15 protein-coding genes are annotated in these 16,590 nt (G+C 68.8%); 1 reads left to right on the top strand and 14 read right to left on the bottom strand.

All coding sequences use genetic code 11. From position 1 onward, the window contains the following. Window positions 1-98: 98 nt before the first annotated feature. The 4 genes from mtnC to mtnA are packed head-to-tail and all read right to left on the bottom strand — an operon-like array spanning window position 99 to window position 3,569. Complete coding sequence (gene mtnC, locus AB0C25_RS05495) at window positions 99-803, bottom strand: acireductone synthase (protein WP_357369937.1); 705 nt, start codon at window positions 801-803, stop codon at window positions 99-101. Beyond that, a complete protein-coding gene (locus tag AB0C25_RS05490) occupies window positions 800-1,390 on the bottom strand; it encodes a cupin domain-containing protein (protein ID WP_357369935.1) in 591 nt (196 codons plus the stop codon). The genes mtnC and AB0C25_RS05490 overlap by 4 nt, the downstream gene beginning before the upstream one ends. After that, window positions 1,387-2,055 (bottom strand): methylthioribulose 1-phosphate dehydratase, encoded by a 669-nt coding sequence (mtnB, locus tag AB0C25_RS05485; protein WP_357369931.1) that lies wholly within the window; start codon window positions 2,053-2,055, stop codon window positions 1,387-1,389. The genes AB0C25_RS05490 and mtnB overlap by 4 nt, the downstream gene beginning before the upstream one ends. Beyond that, a complete protein-coding gene (gene mtnA / locus AB0C25_RS05480; RefSeq protein ID WP_357369929.1) occupies window positions 2,052-3,569 on the bottom strand; it encodes an S-methyl-5-thioribose-1-phosphate isomerase in 1,518 nt (505 codons plus the stop codon). The genes mtnB and mtnA overlap by 4 nt, the downstream gene beginning before the upstream one ends. A 566-nt stretch (window positions 3,570-4,135) precedes the next feature. On the opposite strand from mtnA, the gene AB0C25_RS05475 reads away from it, so the two are divergent. Next, window positions 4,136-4,435: a sugar phosphate nucleotidyltransferase gene (locus AB0C25_RS05475; protein WP_357369927.1), complete on the top strand. Its 300-nt coding sequence runs from the start codon at window positions 4,136-4,138 to the stop codon at window positions 4,433-4,435. Here AB0C25_RS05475 and AB0C25_RS05470 read toward each other — a convergent pair. The 10 genes from AB0C25_RS05470 to AB0C25_RS05425 all read right to left on the bottom strand — a co-directional run bounded on the left by AB0C25_RS05470 (window position 4,341) and on the right by AB0C25_RS05425 (window position 16,436). Next, the gene (locus AB0C25_RS05470) at window positions 4,341-4,802 is read right to left on the bottom strand and encodes a hypothetical protein (protein ID WP_357369925.1); all 462 of its coding nucleotides are present in this window, start codon (window positions 4,800-4,802) and stop codon (window positions 4,341-4,343) included. The genes AB0C25_RS05475 and AB0C25_RS05470 overlap by 95 nt on opposite strands. Before the next feature lie 86 nt (window positions 4,803-4,888). Beyond that, window positions 4,889-6,280 carry a nitrate/nitrite transporter gene (locus AB0C25_RS05465; RefSeq protein ID WP_357369923.1) on the bottom strand — a complete coding sequence of 464 codons (1,392 nt, stop codon included), beginning with the start codon at window positions 6,278-6,280 and terminating at the stop codon, window positions 4,889-4,891. Between the two features lie 53 nt (window positions 6,281-6,333). Then, window positions 6,334-6,663: a Rieske (2Fe-2S) protein gene (locus AB0C25_RS05460; RefSeq protein ID WP_357369921.1), complete on the bottom strand. Its 330-nt coding sequence runs from the start codon at window positions 6,661-6,663 to the stop codon at window positions 6,334-6,336. After that, window positions 6,663-9,320 carry a nitrite reductase large subunit NirB gene (gene nirB / locus AB0C25_RS05455; RefSeq protein WP_357369919.1) on the bottom strand — a complete coding sequence of 886 codons (2,658 nt, stop codon included), beginning with the start codon at window positions 9,318-9,320 and terminating at the stop codon, window positions 6,663-6,665. Before nirB ends, AB0C25_RS05460 begins: the two co-directional genes overlap by 1 nt. Continuing rightward, complete coding sequence (locus AB0C25_RS05450) at window positions 9,320-9,667, bottom strand: molybdopterin oxidoreductase (RefSeq protein WP_357369917.1); 348 nt, start codon at window positions 9,665-9,667, stop codon at window positions 9,320-9,322. The genes nirB and AB0C25_RS05450 overlap by 1 nt, the downstream gene beginning before the upstream one ends. 16 nt (window positions 9,668-9,683) lie before the next feature. Then, window positions 9,684-11,810, bottom strand: a complete 2,127-nt coding sequence (locus AB0C25_RS05445; protein WP_357370133.1) for a molybdopterin oxidoreductase family protein — start codon at window positions 11,808-11,810, stop codon at window positions 9,684-9,686. Between the two features lie 396 nt (window positions 11,811-12,206). Beyond that, a complete protein-coding gene (locus tag AB0C25_RS05440) occupies window positions 12,207-12,692 on the bottom strand; it encodes a hypothetical protein (protein WP_357369916.1) in 486 nt (161 codons plus the stop codon). Window positions 12,693-12,713: 21 nt separating this feature from the next. After that, on the bottom strand, window positions 12,714-13,130 hold the full coding sequence (locus tag AB0C25_RS05435) for a hypothetical protein (RefSeq protein WP_357369914.1): 417 nt from the start codon (window positions 13,128-13,130) through the stop codon (window positions 12,714-12,716). A gap of 37 nt (window positions 13,131-13,167) precedes the next feature. Further along, window positions 13,168-13,632, bottom strand: a complete 465-nt coding sequence (locus AB0C25_RS05430; protein WP_357369912.1) for a hypothetical protein — start codon at window positions 13,630-13,632, stop codon at window positions 13,168-13,170. Window positions 13,633-13,796: 164 nt separating this feature from the next. Continuing rightward, window positions 13,797-16,436, bottom strand: a complete 2,640-nt coding sequence (locus AB0C25_RS05425) for an NB-ARC domain-containing protein (protein WP_357369910.1) — start codon at window positions 16,434-16,436, stop codon at window positions 13,797-13,799. Window positions 16,437-16,590 lie beyond the last annotated feature (154 nt).

The following is a 16,590-nucleotide window of genomic DNA, read 5'->3' as shown; positions in this document are numbered from 1 at the left end:
CGTCGTCGGGAAATGCCTGTGCCGGAATGGCGACCACACTGCACCGGTGCGCGAGCTCCGTCATCTCGGTGTCGTCGCACGCTGATGCCGCGACCGGCTCATGTCGGTCGGCCGGCCGGCTGCGGGCGCACCGACGAGAAGTCAGTGACCCAGGCGTGGGCGCCGAAATCCGTTGGCGGGTTCCCGGGCCGGTGCACACCCAGGGTGTGCCAGCCGGCGGTACGGGCAGCGGCCAGTTCGGCGGGCCGGTCCGAGGCGAACAGGATCCGGTCCGCGGCTACGCCGATCTCCCGGCTGATCCGTTGGTACGCCGCAGGATCGGTCTTGGCGCCCATGCCCTGCGCGTCGAAGAGCCGGTCGACCAGCGGTCGCAGATCACCCAGCTCGGTGTGGCGCAGCCAGTCGTGTTGCGCCTGGACGGACCCGGAGGAGAACAGGTGTACGCCGAGGCCGCCGGCACGCCACGTCCGCAACGCGGTGGGGACGTCGTCGAAGACGTGTGCGGTGAGCGCTCCGCTCGCGTACCCGTCCGCCCAGATCATCCCCTGCAGCGCCTTGAGCGGTGGCGCTTTGACATCCTGGTCGATCCAGCCGTTGATGACGACGACCAATTCTGCGCGTGTTGCCGTCGGCTTGCCCACCAGAGCCGCGGTGGCCCGGAGTACGTCCTGGACATCCGTCGTGTCGCGTTCGAGGTACGTGGCGACTCGCTCCCGTGAGTAGGGAAAGAGAACATCGCGGACGAAGGCGAGGGAACCTAACGTGCCCTCGACGTCCAGGACGACTGCGTCGGCATGGATCACCGACCAGTGCCGATCATGCCGATCAACTCGTCGAGGTAAGGAATCTGCCGGGCGGTCGGCTCGCCGGTGAAGTCGGCGACCCACCCGTCCTCCTCCTGGAAGAACCGGATCGCCGTGAACTGGGGCTGCCGGCCCATGTCGAACCAGTGCCGCGTGCCGCGCGGCACGGAGAGCAGGTCACCGGCCTCGCACACGACGGCATGCACCATGCCGTCCAGATTCAGATAGAAGCACCCGCGGCCCTCGACGAAGAACCGGACCTCGTCCTCGTCGTGCACGTGTTCCTCGAGAAACTTCTCCCGTGCCGCTCGGGCTGTGGCTGGCCAGTCCGGGTCGGCGTCGTTGGGCCGCATGCGTACGACGTCCACCAGTCGGTAGCCGCCGGCCTCGCTGATCCTGCGTACGTCATCGCGGTAGGCCTCGAGCACCTGACCGGAGTCGGCGGCAGCGTCGAGCGACTGGGTCGTGGCCCATCGCTCGAACACGATGTTCCAGCGGGACAGTTCGACGCGGATGCGGTCCTCGTCGGTGGTACGCAGTCGAATGTCGGTGCCGTCGGTAGCGGGCATCACCTGGAGCAGTGTCATAGCAGACCCTCCTGGAACAGATCGGTGTTCGGTGCGGCACTTGCGGTGAGCAGGATCAACTGGCACATCGCCTCAAGGCATTCGAGGCGATTGCGGGCCACCTCGAGCGACGGACCCCAGGCAGTGACGCCGTGCCAGGCGAGCAGGAGCACCGGCGGTGCCGCCGCGGACTCCGCCAGGTAGTTCGTTACGTCGGTACCGATGCGTGCGACGTCCGGCCAGTTGGGAAGAACCGGAACGCGGACGCTGGCCGGGTCGACGACGCCGAGGCCCTTGATCAGCTCAAGATCGGCGAACCGCACCGACGTCCGGCTGGCTCGGGCCGCCAACACGGCGACAGCGGTGGCGTGCGGGGAGTGCACGTGGATGACCGCGCCACAGCGCGGATCGGCGGCGTAGATGGCGGTGTGGATGCTGGTCTCGGCGGACGGCTTCGGCCCGTCGGGCTGCACGGGCAACCCGGTCCGCACGCTGACGGGTACGGTGTCGCTCTCTGTCAGCCGTCCCTTGCTGCGTCCGCTCGTGGTGATGAGTATCGTGTCGCTGGCGTCGTCGAGCCGCGTGGAGAGGTTGCCGGACGTTCCCTCGAGCCATCCCCGCAGGTACAGCTCCCCGGCTTCTCGCACCAGGTGAGCGGCGCCGCGGATGTCGATGATGCCTGTCACGCGGTGGCTCCTTCCGCAGCGAGGGCAACGACCAGGCGATGCCCGTTGAGGCGCTCGATACCGCCGAGCCCGGCGACCTCGAGCAGCACACCGAAGCCCGTGGTGCGGGCATGGCTGGCAGAGACCAGTTCGGCTGCGGCGGCGAGGGTTCCTCCGGTGGCAAGGACGTCATCGACGATCAGCACCATGGCGCCGGGAGGAAGGGCGTCCCTCTGCACCTGGAGCGTGTCAGCGCCGTACTCGAGGCCGTACTGGACGCTGTGCACCGCGCCGGGCAGCTTGCCGGCCTTGCGGGCGAACGTCAGCGGGCAGCCGAGCAGTTGCGCGACAAGTGTGCCGACGGGCAAGCCCCGGGGTTCGATGGCGAGGACATGGTCGCACTGTCCGCGGAAGGTATCCGCCAGACGACGGGCGAGGGCCGCAAGAGCATGCGCGTCCGTGTATATGCCGGCGAGATCGCGGAAGGTGACGCCCGGCTGTGGGAAGTCGGCCACGTGGCGGATCAGCGGGGGGTCGCCGATCCGGGTGGGTCGGATGATCCGGTCCTCGGTGACAATGGCGGTGATCAAGTCGATCGGTGTGACGTCGAAAGCGGGGTTGTACACCGCTGTCCCGGGCTGCGCGATCTGTGCACCCGCGATCTCCAGAACCTCGTCGGCGGGCCGGTCCTCGATGGGGATGTCAGCGCCCTGCGGCGTGGTGACGTCGACCGACGACTCCGGTGCGACGACGATGAACGGGATGCCGTGGCGCGCTGCGGCCAGAGCCAACGCATAGGTACCGATCTTGTTGGCGGTGTCGCCGTTCGCGGCGATGCGGTCCGCGCCGACGACGACGCAATCGACCAGCCCACCGGCCATGGCCGACGCGGCGGCCGAGTCGATACACAGCCGGTGCGGGATGCCTGCCTCGGCCAGCTCCCAGGCGGTGAGTCGGGCACCCTGCAGCAGCGGCCGGGTCTCGGTCGCGAGCACCGAACCGAGGTCATGGCTGGCCGCCAGCTCTCGGATCGCGCCCAGGGCCGTTCCCCAGCCACCGGTCGCCAATCGGCCGGTGTTGCAGTGAGTGAGGACGTGCATCGGCCGCCGCGGGGACACCTCACGGATGAGGGCCGCGGCACGTGTCGCCGCGGCACGGTTCGTCCGCTCGTCCTCGGTGATCATGTCGAGGGCCTCTTGCAGGACGGCGTCCGGGCCGTCCGCGAGCCGGCCGAGCGCCCGGTGGACACCCCAACGCAGGTTCACGGCGGTTGGTCGGGCGGCCGCGAGCAGTTCGGCGTCCGCCCGTACGGCAGCATGATCGACCTCGCCGGCGACGGATCGTAGGTGCGCCGACAGGGCCACGCCGAGCCCACCCGCCAGTCCGAGGGTCGGAGCGCCCCGGATCGCCAGGCGCTGAATCGCTGTGATGATCTGGTCGATGCCGGTCATGTGCAGGACCGTCATCTCGTGAGGGAGTGTCGTCTGGTCGACAGCGACGACGCAGCCGGGTTCCCAATCGACCGAACGCTGCATTGCTCCTCCATCGACGAAGTGCTGAAGCCGGCAGGTCGATACGGCGCCTTGCGGCGTCCCGATCCGTGGATGCGGGTGGCCGTCACCTGCGTGGTGTCCACACATGGTCTACGTCACTCGTTGATCACCACGGTGGCGTCGCCCGTGAGCGGCTCCCATCAGGTCCGGTCGTCTCGATACCACTGCACTGTCGCAATCAGCCCGTACTCCAGATCGATGCCTCGCGCGTTTCCGACCTCACTCATGATCTTGCTGATGTCGGGGGAGTGGCGACGGTCGTGGGCCCTTGCGGTCGGCGGCTGGCGCGAGCCTGTCCGGGCCGGCCTGGCGTTTCGTGCCGCAGCGCGGCGTCGAGCAGTGTCTGCATGCCGAGCAGGATCGACCGACCGGTCCCCGGAGCGCTGCTCTCCGGGGCGCCGCCGGCTAGAAGGATTCCGCGCACCTAAGGATCGTAACCGCAATCGATCGACGTACGTCACCCCGTATCATGCGACAAGATCACGTAAACTGCCGGGAGCGTGAAGATCCTCGTCGCCGGTGGAGCCGATTTCATCCGGTCCGAGTAAGTGCACATATTGCGGCGGGCCGGGAGCCGGCTGTGGCCGTTCACCCGTGCGGTGTCGAAACGGCTCGTGCCGGTCTTCGACAAGCCGATGATTGGCTGTCCACGGCCCGGATGGCCGGGCACAAGTACCCGGCCGATCCGATACCACCCCAACGTCCTTGCTGCGGAGTTGCACCTGGCAGCTGCTGGCGGACGCCGCTCATCGGCTACTGGTGGCGGTCGTCCAACTCGATCTCGCCAGGTCCGTGCAGCACGTCGTATTCGAGGGCGCTGTAGGTCCGTCGCGATGGTTCGAGAGTGAATCCAGCTATGCCCAGCACCAGTACCGCCGCGTTGGTCAACACCTGACCGACTCCGCCATAGCGCACCATCATCGACTCGACGACCTCGCGTGCCGTGCCTGCTTCGAGAGCCTGGGTGATCGGCGTCAACCTCTCGTCCGGCTGATGCCAGTCGATCTGGACACCACCCTCGTCTGCCAGGGTGCTGACATCGACAAGAATCCCGACGACCCGCCCGTCGCTGTCTGTCCGGCCGTTGCACGAGGCAAAGGCAGGAAGTCCAACAGCGCGAAGCTCGCTGACGACAGCATCGCGCAGCGATAGCCAGCGAGCCACGGTCACCGCGCTGGCGTCCGACGGGATCTGCGAGTTGTCCTCAACGATCATGCGCACACGGTAACCCGGCGAGTCATCGAGGTATTGGCACCGATATTCGGTGGGAGACCACCGCTGACGAGTTTGACCCACGGCTGTCAGACGCCCTCAAGCCTCCCGGGTGACGGGCGCAGGTACACGTACCAGGTGATGACGAAGCAGATCGCGTAGAAGGCGATGAAGGCGACGTAGGCCGCATCCGCGGTCTGGTAGGTCAGGAACGACTGCCGGAAGGCAAGATTGACGAGGACACCGCCGAACGCGCCGATGGCACCGGCGACGCCGATGAGCGCGCCGGAGAGGCGCCGGGCCTCGTGCTCCGCCGCCCGGTCGGGCGGATCGGCCGCGCCGCCGGCGGTCACCTGCACGCCGCACCTGGCCCGGAAGATCGCCGGGATCATCTTGTACGTCGAGCCGTTGCCGATGCCGCTGAACACGAACAGCGCGATGAAGCCGAGCAGGTACAACGGCAGCGAACGTTGCTGGGAGGCGAGCAGGACGATCGACGCGCCGACCGCCATCGCCACGAAGTTCACGAAGGTGACCCGGGCCCCGCCGAGCCGGTCGGCCAGGACACCGCCCACGGGACGGATGAGCGAGCCGAGCAGCGGTCCGAGGAACGTCAGGTACGCGGCCTTCACCGGGGTGTTGAAGGTGTCGGCGAACTGCACCTGAAGCACCTGGCCGAAGGCGAACCCGAAGCCGATGAACGACCCGAACGTGCCGATGTAGAGCAGGGACATGATCCAGGTGTGCGGTTCGCGGGTGACGTCACGCATGGCCCGTTTCTCGTTGCGGGCATGGCTGAGATTGTCCATGAACATCGCGGATCCGAGTGCGGCCAGCACGATCGCCGGCAGGTAGATGCCGGCGACGACGCCGGGACTGGCCGTCCCCAGGACCGCCAGCACGAACAGGCCGACGAGCTGGACCGCGGCGACGCCGAGGTTGCCGCCGCCGGCGTTGATGCCGAGCGCCCAGCCCTTGAGCCGGTCGGGGTAGTACGCGTTGATGTTCGCCATCGAGGAGGCGAAGTTCCCGCCGCCGACGCCGGCCAGCGCGGCGATGAGCACCAGCGTCGAGTACGAGACGCCGGGCTGGATCAGGAGGGCACCGAGCAGGCTCGGGACCAGCAGCAGCGACGCACTGATGATCGTCCAGTTGCGGCCGCCGAACCGGGCCACGGCGAGGGTGTACGGGATCCGCAGCACCGACCCGACCAGTGCGGGCACGGCGGTGAGCAGGAATTTCCCGGCCGGATCGATGCCGTACTGCGGACCGAGGAACAGCACCAGCACCGACCACATCGTCCAGATGGAGAAGCCGATGTGTTCGGAGAAGATGGAGAAGATCAGGTTGCGCCGGGCAATGCGGGCTCCCCGGCGTTCCCAGAAGATGGGGTCCTCGGGCCGCCAGTCGTCGATCCAGTGCCCGCGAAGGGTCAGGCTGCGCCGGTCCTGCTCGATGCTGCCGGGCACGGCCGTGGTCATGGTTCCTCCCAGGTGAGTCCTCGGTCCGCTCGACACCGTGCTCGGTTCGCTCCTCAGGCCGGCGGCAGACCCACCACCAGGTGTCCGTCGGCGTCGGCGCGGACCCGGTACACGGTGAGTGGGGACTGTCCGGTGGTCGAACAGCCGGTCGCCAACTCGAAGGTGTTCTGGTGCAGGGGGCAGACGACGACCCGCATATCCACCAGGCCGTCCGCGAGTGGCCCGCCGGCGTGCGGGCAGACCGCCGACACCGCGCGCAGGCTGCCATCACGCAGCCGGAAGATGGCGATCATGTCGTCACCCACGGCGTAGGCACGCCCCTCCCCGAGGGGGATCTCGTCGACCGGCCCGAGCCGGTGTTCCACAGCGATGAGCCTGGCCATCAAGACCACCTCGCGGATGCCGGACCGGCGCCGTTCCCGTTGTCGCCGCGCCCCTGAAGGCCGTTGCCACCGTGGCCGTTGCCGGCCGAGTCGCCCCCCGGCACGGCAGCCGGGCCACCCCCCGGCACCGCGGAGCCGATCGACGGCACCACCGGCCCCGGCCCCGGGACCGGGACGGCTTCGCGGACCGGCACCTGAGGCAGGACCGTCAACGGCAGGGAGGTACGGAACTGCCCCGGAGTGACCGGCTCGCGCCGTTCCAGCCACGGGTCCCGGTACGCGGCCACGGAGGCAGCCATGGCCGCGTCGAGCCGTGCCGCGATGCCGTCGCTGTCGTCGACCACCACCGCCCGGATGTGGTCGATGCCCAGCCGGGGCACCCACGCGTACGTGCGTTCCAACCAGTTCGCGCTCTCGCGGTAGTACTGCAGGAACCGGCCGGTCAGCGTGATGACCTCGTCGGGCGAGTCGACGACGGCCAGGAGGTCCCCCTTGCGTACGTGGGCGCCGGCGGCCCCGCCGACGTAGATCTCCCACCTGCCGCCGTCGACGGCGACCACACCAAGATCCTTCACGTACGCCTCGGCGCAGTTACGGGGGCAGCCGGTGACGGCGAGCTTCATCTTGCCGGGGCCCTCGATGGCCTTGAACCGGTCCTCGATCGCGATGCCGAGAGCGGTGGAGTCGCCGACACCGAAGCGGCAGAAGTCGGAGCCGACGCAGGTCTTGACCGTACGGAAGCTCTTGCCGTACGCGTACCCGGAGGGCATGTCGAGGTCCGCCCACACCTTCGGCAGGTCTTCCTTGCGGATGCCGAGCAGATCGATGCGCTGGCCGCCGGTGATCTTCACCAGCGGTACGGAGTACTTCTCGGCCACCTCGGCGATCCGCTTGAGCTGCGCCGGTGTGGTCACGCCGCCCTTGATCTGGGGGACGACCGAGAAGGTGCCGTCTCGCTGGATGTTGGCGTGTACCCGGTCGTTGATGAAGCGGGCGTCGCGTTCGTCGACGTACTCGTCGCCCCACATCATCCGCAGCAGCGAGGCCAGGCCCATCTTGCTCTTCGCATCCTCCTCGCCGCCGGGCACGAGGGTGGCGAACACCGCGGAGACGGATTTCAGGCCGCGTTCGCGGATCACCGCCATCAGCTCCGCCTTGGGCATCGGCAAACCGGGGACGTACCAGCTCGCGGCCGGGTCGTCCTCCACCCTGCCGTCGGCGGCCCACTCGACGATCTGGGCGACCAGGCCCTTGCACGACCCGCAGCCCTTGCCGGCACGGGTGGCGTCCATGACACCGGTGAGCGTCTTCACGCCGCCCTGCACGGTGCCGACAAGCGCCCGTTTGGTGACTCCGTTGCAGTTGCACACCTGCACGTCGTCGCCGAGCTCCGCGGCACTCACGTCGGCCGACGGCGCGCCGAGGTCGAACAACATCTCGACCCGCTCCGTCGGCAGGGCGAGCCCACGGTCGAAGGCCTGCATGAGGAACGCGACCTTCCGCACGTCGCCGAGGAGCGTCGCGCCGACGAGCCGGTCGTCACGGATGATGATGCTCTTGTAGACGCCCTTGCGCGGCTCGGCGAAGACGACCGTCTCGTCGTCGTCGCGTTCCGCCTCCTTCAACCCCATCGAGGCGACGTCCACGCCCGCCACCTTGAGCTTCGTGGCCAGCCGGGAGCCGTGGTACGCCGCGTTCGGGTTCGTCCCGGTGATGTGGTCGGCGAGCACCCGCGCCTGCTCCCACAGCGGAGCCACCAGACCGTACGTCTCGCCGCGGTGCTGGGCGCACTCGCCGACCGAGTAGATGTCGACCTCGTCCTGCACGCGCATCTGGTCGTCGACGACGATGCCCCGCTCCACCGGCAGCCCGCTGGTCGCGGCCATCTCGGCGTTCGCCCGGATGCCGGCGGCCACGACGACGACGTCGCAGGCGATGCTCCGACCGTCCTTGAGCTTGACCCCCGTCACGGCGTGCTTGCCGAGCACCTCGGTGGTGTGCGCGCCGAGGACGACCTCGATGCCGAGTCGCTCGATGCTGCGCCGCAGGATCGCGCCCGCCTGAGCGTCCAGCTGAGCGTTCATCAGATGGCCGGCGGCGTGCACCAGGGTCACGTGGGCCAGGTGGTTCTGCAGGCCGCGGGCGGCCTCCAGACCGAGCAGGCCGCCCCCGATCACCACCGCGCGCTCGTGCTCGCGGGCGTACCGGATCATGTTGCGGGTGTCGTCGATGGTGCGAAACGCGAACACTCCCTGGTGGTAGCCGCGCCCAGGGCGGTGGAGGCCGGGAATCGGCGGGACGAACGCCCGGCTGCCGGTGGCGATGATCAGCTTGTCGTACGGCGTCTCGGTGCCGTCGTCCGCGTAGATCCGTCGCGCGAAGCGGTCGATGCGGGTGACCCGGGTGCCGGCGTGCAGGGTGATGCCGTTCTCCGCGTACCACGACATGTCGTTGAGGAAGATGCCCGCCTCGTCGTCGACCCCGGAGAGCACGTTGGAGAGCAGGATGCGGTTGTAGTTGCCGTACGGCTCCTCGCCGAACATCGTGATGGCGAACTGGTCGCCCCCGCCGCGTTCGAGGACCTCCTCGACCGTGCGGGCGCCGGCCATCCCGTTGCCCACCACGACGAGGCGCCGGCGCTTGTCGACGTCGTCCATCAGACCTCGACCAGCCCCAGGTCGACGATCACGGTGCCGGACACCCCGGCAGGCGCCGCCACGTGCACCTCGAGACCGGTGCCGGAGTCGAGGTCCTCGACCACCCGCAGCGGCACGTGGACGTCGGACTTCGCGCCGATCGGGAAGTACCGCATCGGCTGGCCGTCGCGCACGAGCAGGACACAGATCAACTCATCACTGGCATTGCCGCCCCGGAAGTAGACCGGCTGGGCGACGACGCCGTCCGGCACCACGTAGCTGAGCGAGCCGTCGACCAGGCCGGGCCGGTCGAGGCCCTTGCCCTCGAAGCTGTAGACGCCTTGCAAGAAACGGGGAGTGGTGTGCACAGCGACGCTCCCTTGCTCAAAGAGATGCTGGATTGGGCGGTGGGTTGGTCAACAGGTCGGTGTCGTCCGGGCCGCCCGCGCGCGCGATCGACACCGCGCAGGCCTTGAAGGCCGGCATCCGCGAATGGCGGTCCAGCGCCGGGTCGGTCAGCGCGTTCACGGCGGAGCTGCCGGCCCAGTGGAACGGTGCGAAGATGGTGTCCCGGCGGATGCCGTTGGTGAGGCGCGCCCGGAAGAGCGCCCGCCCGCGTCGACTGCGCAGTTCCACCACGTCGTTGTCGGCGATGCCGTACCGACGGGCGAGGTCCGGGTGCAGCTCCGCCCGGGCGTCCGGCAGCGCCATGGTCAGGGCGCCGACCCGGCGGGTCTGGTTGCCGCTCTGGTACTGCTGCATGTTGCGGCCGGTGGTCAGCACGTACGGATAGTCGGCGTCGGGCATCTCCGCCGGATCGCGGTGCTCCACCCGGAAGAACCTCGCCCGCCCGTCGGCGGTCGGGAACCGGTCGGTGAACAGCCGTGGCGTACCGGGATGGTCCTCGCTCGGGCACGGCCAGAAGACCCCCTGCTCCGCGTCGATGCGCTCGTACGTGATCCCGGCGTAGTCGGCTGTCCCACCGGCGCTGGCCCGGCGCAACTCGTCGAAGACGCGGCGCGGATCGTCGTCGAAGTAGCGGCCGCGCCCGAGCCGGCCGGCGAGGTCGGCGAGCATCCGCAGGTCGGTGCGGACCTGCGGCGGCGGCGACAGGGCCCGCCTACGGCGGATGACGCGCCCCTCCAGATTCGTCATCGTGCCGTCCTCCTCCGCCCACTGGGCCGTGGGCAGCACCACGTCGGCCACGGCTGCGGTCTCGGAGAGGAAGATGTCGGAGACGACCAGCAGGTCCAGCGCCCGCAGGCGGTCCATCACCCGGTTGGCGTGCGGGGCCGACACGGCGATGTTGCTGGCGAGCACGAGCAGCACGCGTACCCCGTCGTCGGTCCCGAGCCGATCGAGCATCTCCCAGGCCGACCGGCCCGGCCGGGGCAGCTCGTCCGGGTCGATGCCCCAGACGGCGGCGACGTGTGCGCGCGCCGCGGGGTCGTCCAGGCGCCGGTAGCCGGGCAGTTGATCGGCTTTCTGCCCGTGCTCGCGGCCACCCTGCCCGTTGCCCTGCCCGGTGATCGTGCCGTAGCCGGAGTAGGGCCGACCGGGCAGGCCCAGGGCGAGGGCCAGATTGAGGTACGCCTGCGCGGTGTCCGTGCCGTTGCTGTGCTGCTCGGCGCCGCGAGCCGTGAGCACCATCGCCGACGTCGCGGTCGCCAGCAGCCGTACCGTCTCCCGCAGGTCCCGTTCCGGTACGCCGGTCATCCGCTCCACCCGGTCCGGCCAGTACGCCGCCACGGTGGCCCGGACCGCGTCGAAGCCGCTCGTGCGGTCGCGCACGTACGTCTCGTCGACCAGGCCCTCGCGGATCGCGACGTGCAGCAGCCCGTTCGCCAGTGCGAGGTCCGTGCCCGGCAGTGGCTGCAGGTGGAGATGAGCGCCCCCCGCGGTGGTCGTACGGCGGGGGTCGACGACGACGTGCCGTGCGCCGGCGGCCCGACCGGCGTCGAAGTACTGCATGGACGGCGGCAACGCGTCAGCCGGATTTGCGCCGACCAGCAGCACGGCCTGCGCCTGGGCGATGTCGGCCAGGGGAAACGGCAGGCCACGGTCGATCCCGAGGGAGCGGTTCGAAGCGGTCGCCGCGGACGACATACAGAACCGGCCGTTGTAGTCGATCGACGCCGACCGCAGCGCCACCCGGACGAACTTGCCCAGCGCGTACGCCTTCTCGTTGGTCAGCCCGCCGCCACCGAAGGCCCCGACGCTGTCCGGGCCGTACCGGTGTTGGCTGGTACGGATGGCGTCGACGATACGGTCGAGGGCCTCGTCCCAGCTTGCCGGTCGCAACGGGCTGGTGCGGTCGGCGGGATCCTTACGGACGAGCGGGTTCAGCAGCCGGTCACCGTGGTCGATAAGGTCGGCAGCCGTCCATCCCTTGGCGCACAGACCGCCCCTGTTGACCGGGAACTCGGTGGGTGCCAGCCGAGGCGGCCCGTCGCCGATGGTCAGGGATATCCCGCACTGCATGGCGCAGTAGGGGCAGTGCGTATCGATCATGGACGATGCGCTCACCTGTCCGATGCTTGCCGGACACTGTTTCCGAGCCATACCGAGGTCGTAACGCTCTGCGACCCTCGGGTCCCACGGCCGGTCGGCACCGCCGTGCCGCCGGTCGCCTTGTCCGACGCAGTCGCACCCGCGAGCTCAGCGGCTCGGCGGGCCTGCGCGCCGCTACAGGCGACGGATCCTGAGCGGCGATTGAGCAGGACGATGCCCGGCCGGTATCCCGGACGGGCATCTGCGATCGCGGAGAGCATGAGCCCGTCCGGCGGCCCTCACCGACGCTGCCCGGCTCGGCGATGACACCTCCGATCAGCCGTATGATCGGTGGCGCGTCCTGCCGAGCCGGGCGGTGAAGGAGCCTCCGGCCGGAGACCATCCGGAGGTAACGGGCTATCGCCAGTTGCTGCACCGGTCGGTGCCAGGCCCGGCGCAGGTCCTGATCTGGTAGTTGCGGACATTGAGGAGTTCGCTGTTGCCGCTGAAGTACCGCACGGCACCCTGGCCGCCGGACGTGGTGGCGAGTAGGACCGGCGCGTGCCAACGCCAGCCTTCGATGGGGTTGTTCCAGTATTGGTACTGCAGCCAGGCCCGGCCTGCCCGGCCGTCCGGTGCGGTGTCATACACCGCTCCGTCGACTACGGCACGGTTACCGCTCCAACAGATGTTGAACGTGATCCTGGATCCGGACGAGCTGGCGTCACCGCTCCAGCTGCCGTCGAATCCGTCGTACCAGCATTCGCTGTAGGGCGAGGACGAGCTGCTGACCCTGATGTCGCCCTCCGCAGCGGATGCTGGGGCAGTGCCGAGCAGCAGGGTGGCGACGATCCCGGTGGCGACGAGCGCGATCCGGGCGGCAAGACGATGTTGGTAGCGCATAGGGGTGCTCCTCCGGATGGGCTACGCGGTGAGGTGAATCCACTGGCTGCAGGTCGAACTGAGAATCTGCAGACTGCCGCCTTCACCGGCACACACCTTGAAGCGCACCGGCGTGCCCTCGGCGAGGTAGTCGACGTATTCCACCGTGCTGTTCGCGACGCCGTCGACGTGCCACACGTTGCTGTACGCACCGGTCGACTGGTTCTGCCAGACGGCGACAACGCTGTGGCCGTCCCTGTTCTGGTCCATGACCGTGATCTTCTCGATGTTGCCGGGATCGTCGAATGTCGCGATCCCACATCGGTGCCAGCCGTTATCAGGGCCATAGGTGTCTCCGCAGTATGCCGTCAGTTTTTCCGCCGCGGCCGGCGCTGCCGCCGTGGCCACGGCGACAGCAGCCAGAGAGAGCACCGTCGCGACCCGCGCCGTCAGACGCATGATGAGGAAACCTTCCTTCGGTACGGGGGAACGTTGCTCACGGCACGATGTAGCAGGCGTAGTTGTCGTCGCCGGACGTGGAGGACTGGAAGTCGGCCCGCAGGCACAGCTTGGACCGCGACTTGAACGTCGTGTTGACGACGAAGGTCTTGTACTCCGCTTCCGCCGGGCGGGCGTATGTGCCGTTGACGTCGCACGCACCCGAGCCGCTCATGGCGAAACTGGAACCGTTGCTCCGGGTCCCCCAGAGCGTGAAGTACATCTCGGTGTCGTCCCGGTCCGCCCCGAACGGGCCGCCGCAGTACCAGGAATGGAACCTCAGGATGGCCTTGGCCCTGGACACGGTGGCGCCGGAGTTGGTCGTTTGCAGGCACAGGTTGCCGCTCCAGTTGTCCACGCAGCGTTCCGCGTTGGCCTGCGCCGGTTGGACGAGTACGACCGGGCTGAGCAGGACGACCAAGGCGGTCACGAATACGCGTCGCAGCCCTGTGGTGGTTCGCACGTGATCACGTTCCTCTCGAAGAGGCGGTTCGGAAATGTGTGGTCATCGCATCAGCTGTCGAGCAAGCGACACAACGGATTCGGCGTTCGGCTGTGTTCGGAACACCGCCAAACGCGGCTGACCGCGCGCCCTCGGACGGTTGGCCCGCTGCTGGCGACCACTCCCTACGCCGGCTTCGCTCTCTGGTCGATTTTCAGTCCGCGTCCGGCGGTGACGAGGAGGCGGGCGGAGAGCACGCGGGCCTCGTCGAACGCTTGTTGGGCGGCTGGCGAACCAGTGCGCGCATAGGCGTGGCCGAGGCGTTCGAGTGCCGTGGCGTGCAGCGAATGCCAGCCACGTGTCCTCCAGAGCGCCACGGACTCCTCCAGGCGGTCGATCGCCTCCGCGGCGTGGTCCTCGGTCAACTCGATCTCGCCCAGGAGGAGCAGCGCCTCGGCCAGGTGGTGGGTCATGTTGTATTCGCGGCTGAGCGCCACCGCCGCCTCGGCCGTCTCCCGTGCGGTCGACGCTCCCCGCCGCAGGTCGAGGCGGGCCAAGGCGACAAGCGTGAACACCTCGGTGTAGGTGTCGCCGTAGCGCTGGGCGATGCTCAGCGACTCGTGCAGCATCTGTTGGCTGCGGGCGAAGTGACCGAGATCGGCAAGCGCGGTGCCGGCGAACTGCAGTACGGTCGCGACCCAGCGCGGATTGTTCAACGCACGTGCCTCGTCGAGCATCTCGGTGAGCAGCGCGGCGTCGGCGAATCGTCCCTGCTCGTAGCTGATCAGGGACAGCGCGAGCCGAGCTCGGATCCGACCGCCTCGATGACCCGACCGTTCGGCGAGCTGCAGAGCCTCACTGGCACGGGCAGCGGCCGCGGAATGGTCGCCGGCGGCCGCGAGTGCCCACGCACACATCACCGCGGCGTCGGACATGCCCGGCTCGTGCCGCAGGTGGGTGAACATCTCCAGCAGCCGCGCCGCTTCGTCATGCTGGCGGGACATGGCGTCGCCGGCCGGCCGGTCGTCGATCCACGTGGTGAGGTCGATGAGTCCGCGCAGCATGACCGCCTCACCCAGACGGTTGCCTGCGGCCTGGCACACGGACATGACCTCGGTGTTGACGTCGGCCCAGTCGCGGTACATGCCGCGCACGTCGAAGTACTTCTCCATGCATCCCGCCAGGTCGAACGCGAAATCGTCATAACCGAGCGCGCACGCTTGGCGGATGGTGGAGAGCAGCGTCGCCCGTTCGGCGTCGAACCACAGTCCTGGATCGGGGGCCGACAGGTCCGGGTGGGACCAGTCCATCGGCGGGCGCCGGGCCGGACCACTGATCGCCGCGTAGCAGGGCCCCGGCATGTGCCTAGCCATCCGCTCGGCGATGGCGAGCCACCCACCGAAACCACGACGCAGGGCCGTCGCCACGGCCTCGCCGGTCTCCTCCTGACTGGCACGTTCCCTCGCGAACAGCCGGACCAGATCATGAATCCGGTACCGCTGCTGGCCGCAGACATCGCTGCCGGCGGCAGTGAGCAGTTGGGCGTCCACCAGCGCCTCGGCATGTGCGACGCCGCTCGCGAGCGTCTCCTCGAGCACGACCGCGACCAACCACGCTGGGAAGTCCGGCAGGTCGAAGACGCTCAGAAGGCGCAACAGCCCACGTGTCCGCTCATCGAGCGCTTGGTAACTCAACGTCAGCGAGGCGCGAACGGCCAGGTCACCGGTTGCCAACCAGTCCAGTCGTCGTCGCTCGTCGCCGAGCATCGTCGCCAGATGTCCGAGACGCCAGGCGGGTCGGCCGGCGAGCCGGGCGCCAGCCACGCGGATCGCGAGCGGTAGCCCGCCGCACAGGGTGACGATCTGCGTCGCATCAAGGTGCTCCGCGGTGACTCGGTCGCCCCCGGCGACAGCGGCCAGCAGCCGCAGCGCGGCGGCCGGTGGAAACACATCCACGTCGAGTCGCCGCGCGCCCTCGATGCCTGTCAGCCGCGATCGGCTGGTAATCACCACCGCGCATGTCGCGGTCCCTGGGATGATGGGTCGGACCTGCTCCTCGCTGGCGGCGTTGTCCAGCAACAGCAGCACCCGCCGGCCAGCGAGGTGGGTACGGAGCAGTTCGGCACGCTCGGCCTCGTCGGCGGGAATCATCCGGCTGTCCACGCCCAGCGCGCGGAGGAACTTTGCCAGCACATCGCCGGACCGCAGCGGTGACGTATCGACTCCACGCAGGTTCACATAGAGTTGGCCATCCGGATACGCCGTGGTCAGCCGATGCCCGACGTGCACTGCGAGAGTTGTCTTGCCCACGCCGCCCATACCGCTGATGGTCGCGACGGGCGTGGCATGGTGGCGACGCGTGTCCTGATCCAGGCCCAACAAATGCTGACACAACGCCGTGACGTCCTCTTCGCGGCCGGTGAAATCGGCGATGTCCGTGGGCAGCATGGCCGGCACGACGTCGCGTTCGAGAGCGTGCCACCGGCCTTCGCGTGGGATCGGCGATGTGCCCCCGCCGGAGGTGGAGTTGGACGCGAGGGCACCACGAAGGGCTACCCAGCGAGCGGCAGTGGCCTCGTCCAGCCCGCAAGCCCGGACGAACGCCGAGACCAACTCTTCTCGGGGAAGGCTGGAGCGGCTCAGCATGGTCACCGTCGTGCTCGCGGGCAGGATGTCGCCGGCAGTCTCCGCGCGACGCGTGAGCTGCCGATAGGTCTGCCCTGACCAGTCTCTCATTCGGCGTAGGGCCGCGACGAACTCCGCGATGCTGCTGACCTCATCCGGACTCGGCGGCGGAGATGCCGGCACGACCAACTGTCCTTTCACGACAACCTCCCCTCATAGCCGGAGATCGCGTTGAGCAGCGCGTTCAGATACCGCGTTCGAGGCTGTTCGGCATGGTTCCGCACGCATCGATGCATTGAGTTCGTTCCCCCTCCGGTGCTGCGATGAGCAGACCATCATCATCATCCATCGCTCG

It is taken from the genome of Micromonospora sp. NPDC048839 (assembly GCF_040649915.1).
GTDB lineage: Bacteria > Actinomycetota > Actinomycetes > Mycobacteriales > Micromonosporaceae > Micromonospora.
The sequence above is the reverse complement of the archived record's forward strand: the minus strand, read 5'-3'. Positions and strand labels throughout refer to the sequence as shown.

Excerpts from the sequence above, each read along its gene's own strand:
- AB0C25_RS05445 (WP_357370133.1), bottom strand. The coding sequence starts at position 11,810 with ATGATCGATACGCACTGCCCCTACTGCGCCATGCAGTGCGGGATATCC.
- AB0C25_RS05460 (WP_357369921.1), bottom strand. The coding sequence starts at position 6,663 with ATGGCCAGGCTCATCGCTGTGGAACACCGGCTCGGGCCGGTCGACGAG.
- AB0C25_RS05435 (WP_357369914.1), bottom strand. The coding sequence starts at position 13,130 with ATGCGTCTGACGGCGCGGGTCGCGACGGTGCTCTCTCTGGCTGCTGTC.
- AB0C25_RS05440 (WP_357369916.1), bottom strand. The coding sequence starts at position 12,692 with ATGCGCTACCAACATCGTCTTGCCGCCCGGATCGCGCTCGTCGCCACC.
- AB0C25_RS05465 (WP_357369923.1), bottom strand. The coding sequence starts at position 6,280 with ATGACCACGGCCGTGCCCGGCAGCATCGAGCAGGACCGGCGCAGCCTG.
- AB0C25_RS05490 (WP_357369935.1), bottom strand. The coding sequence starts at position 1,390 with ATGACACTGCTCCAGGTGATGCCCGCTACCGACGGCACCGACATTCGA.
- AB0C25_RS05470 (WP_357369925.1), bottom strand. The coding sequence starts at position 4,802 with ATGATCGTTGAGGACAACTCGCAGATCCCGTCGGACGCCAGCGCGGTG.
- mtnA (WP_357369929.1), bottom strand. The coding sequence starts at position 3,569 with ATGCAGCGTTCGGTCGATTGGGAACCCGGCTGCGTCGTCGCTGTCGAC.
- nirB (WP_357369919.1), bottom strand. The coding sequence starts at position 9,320 with ATGGACGACGTCGACAAGCGCCGGCGCCTCGTCGTGGTGGGCAACGGG.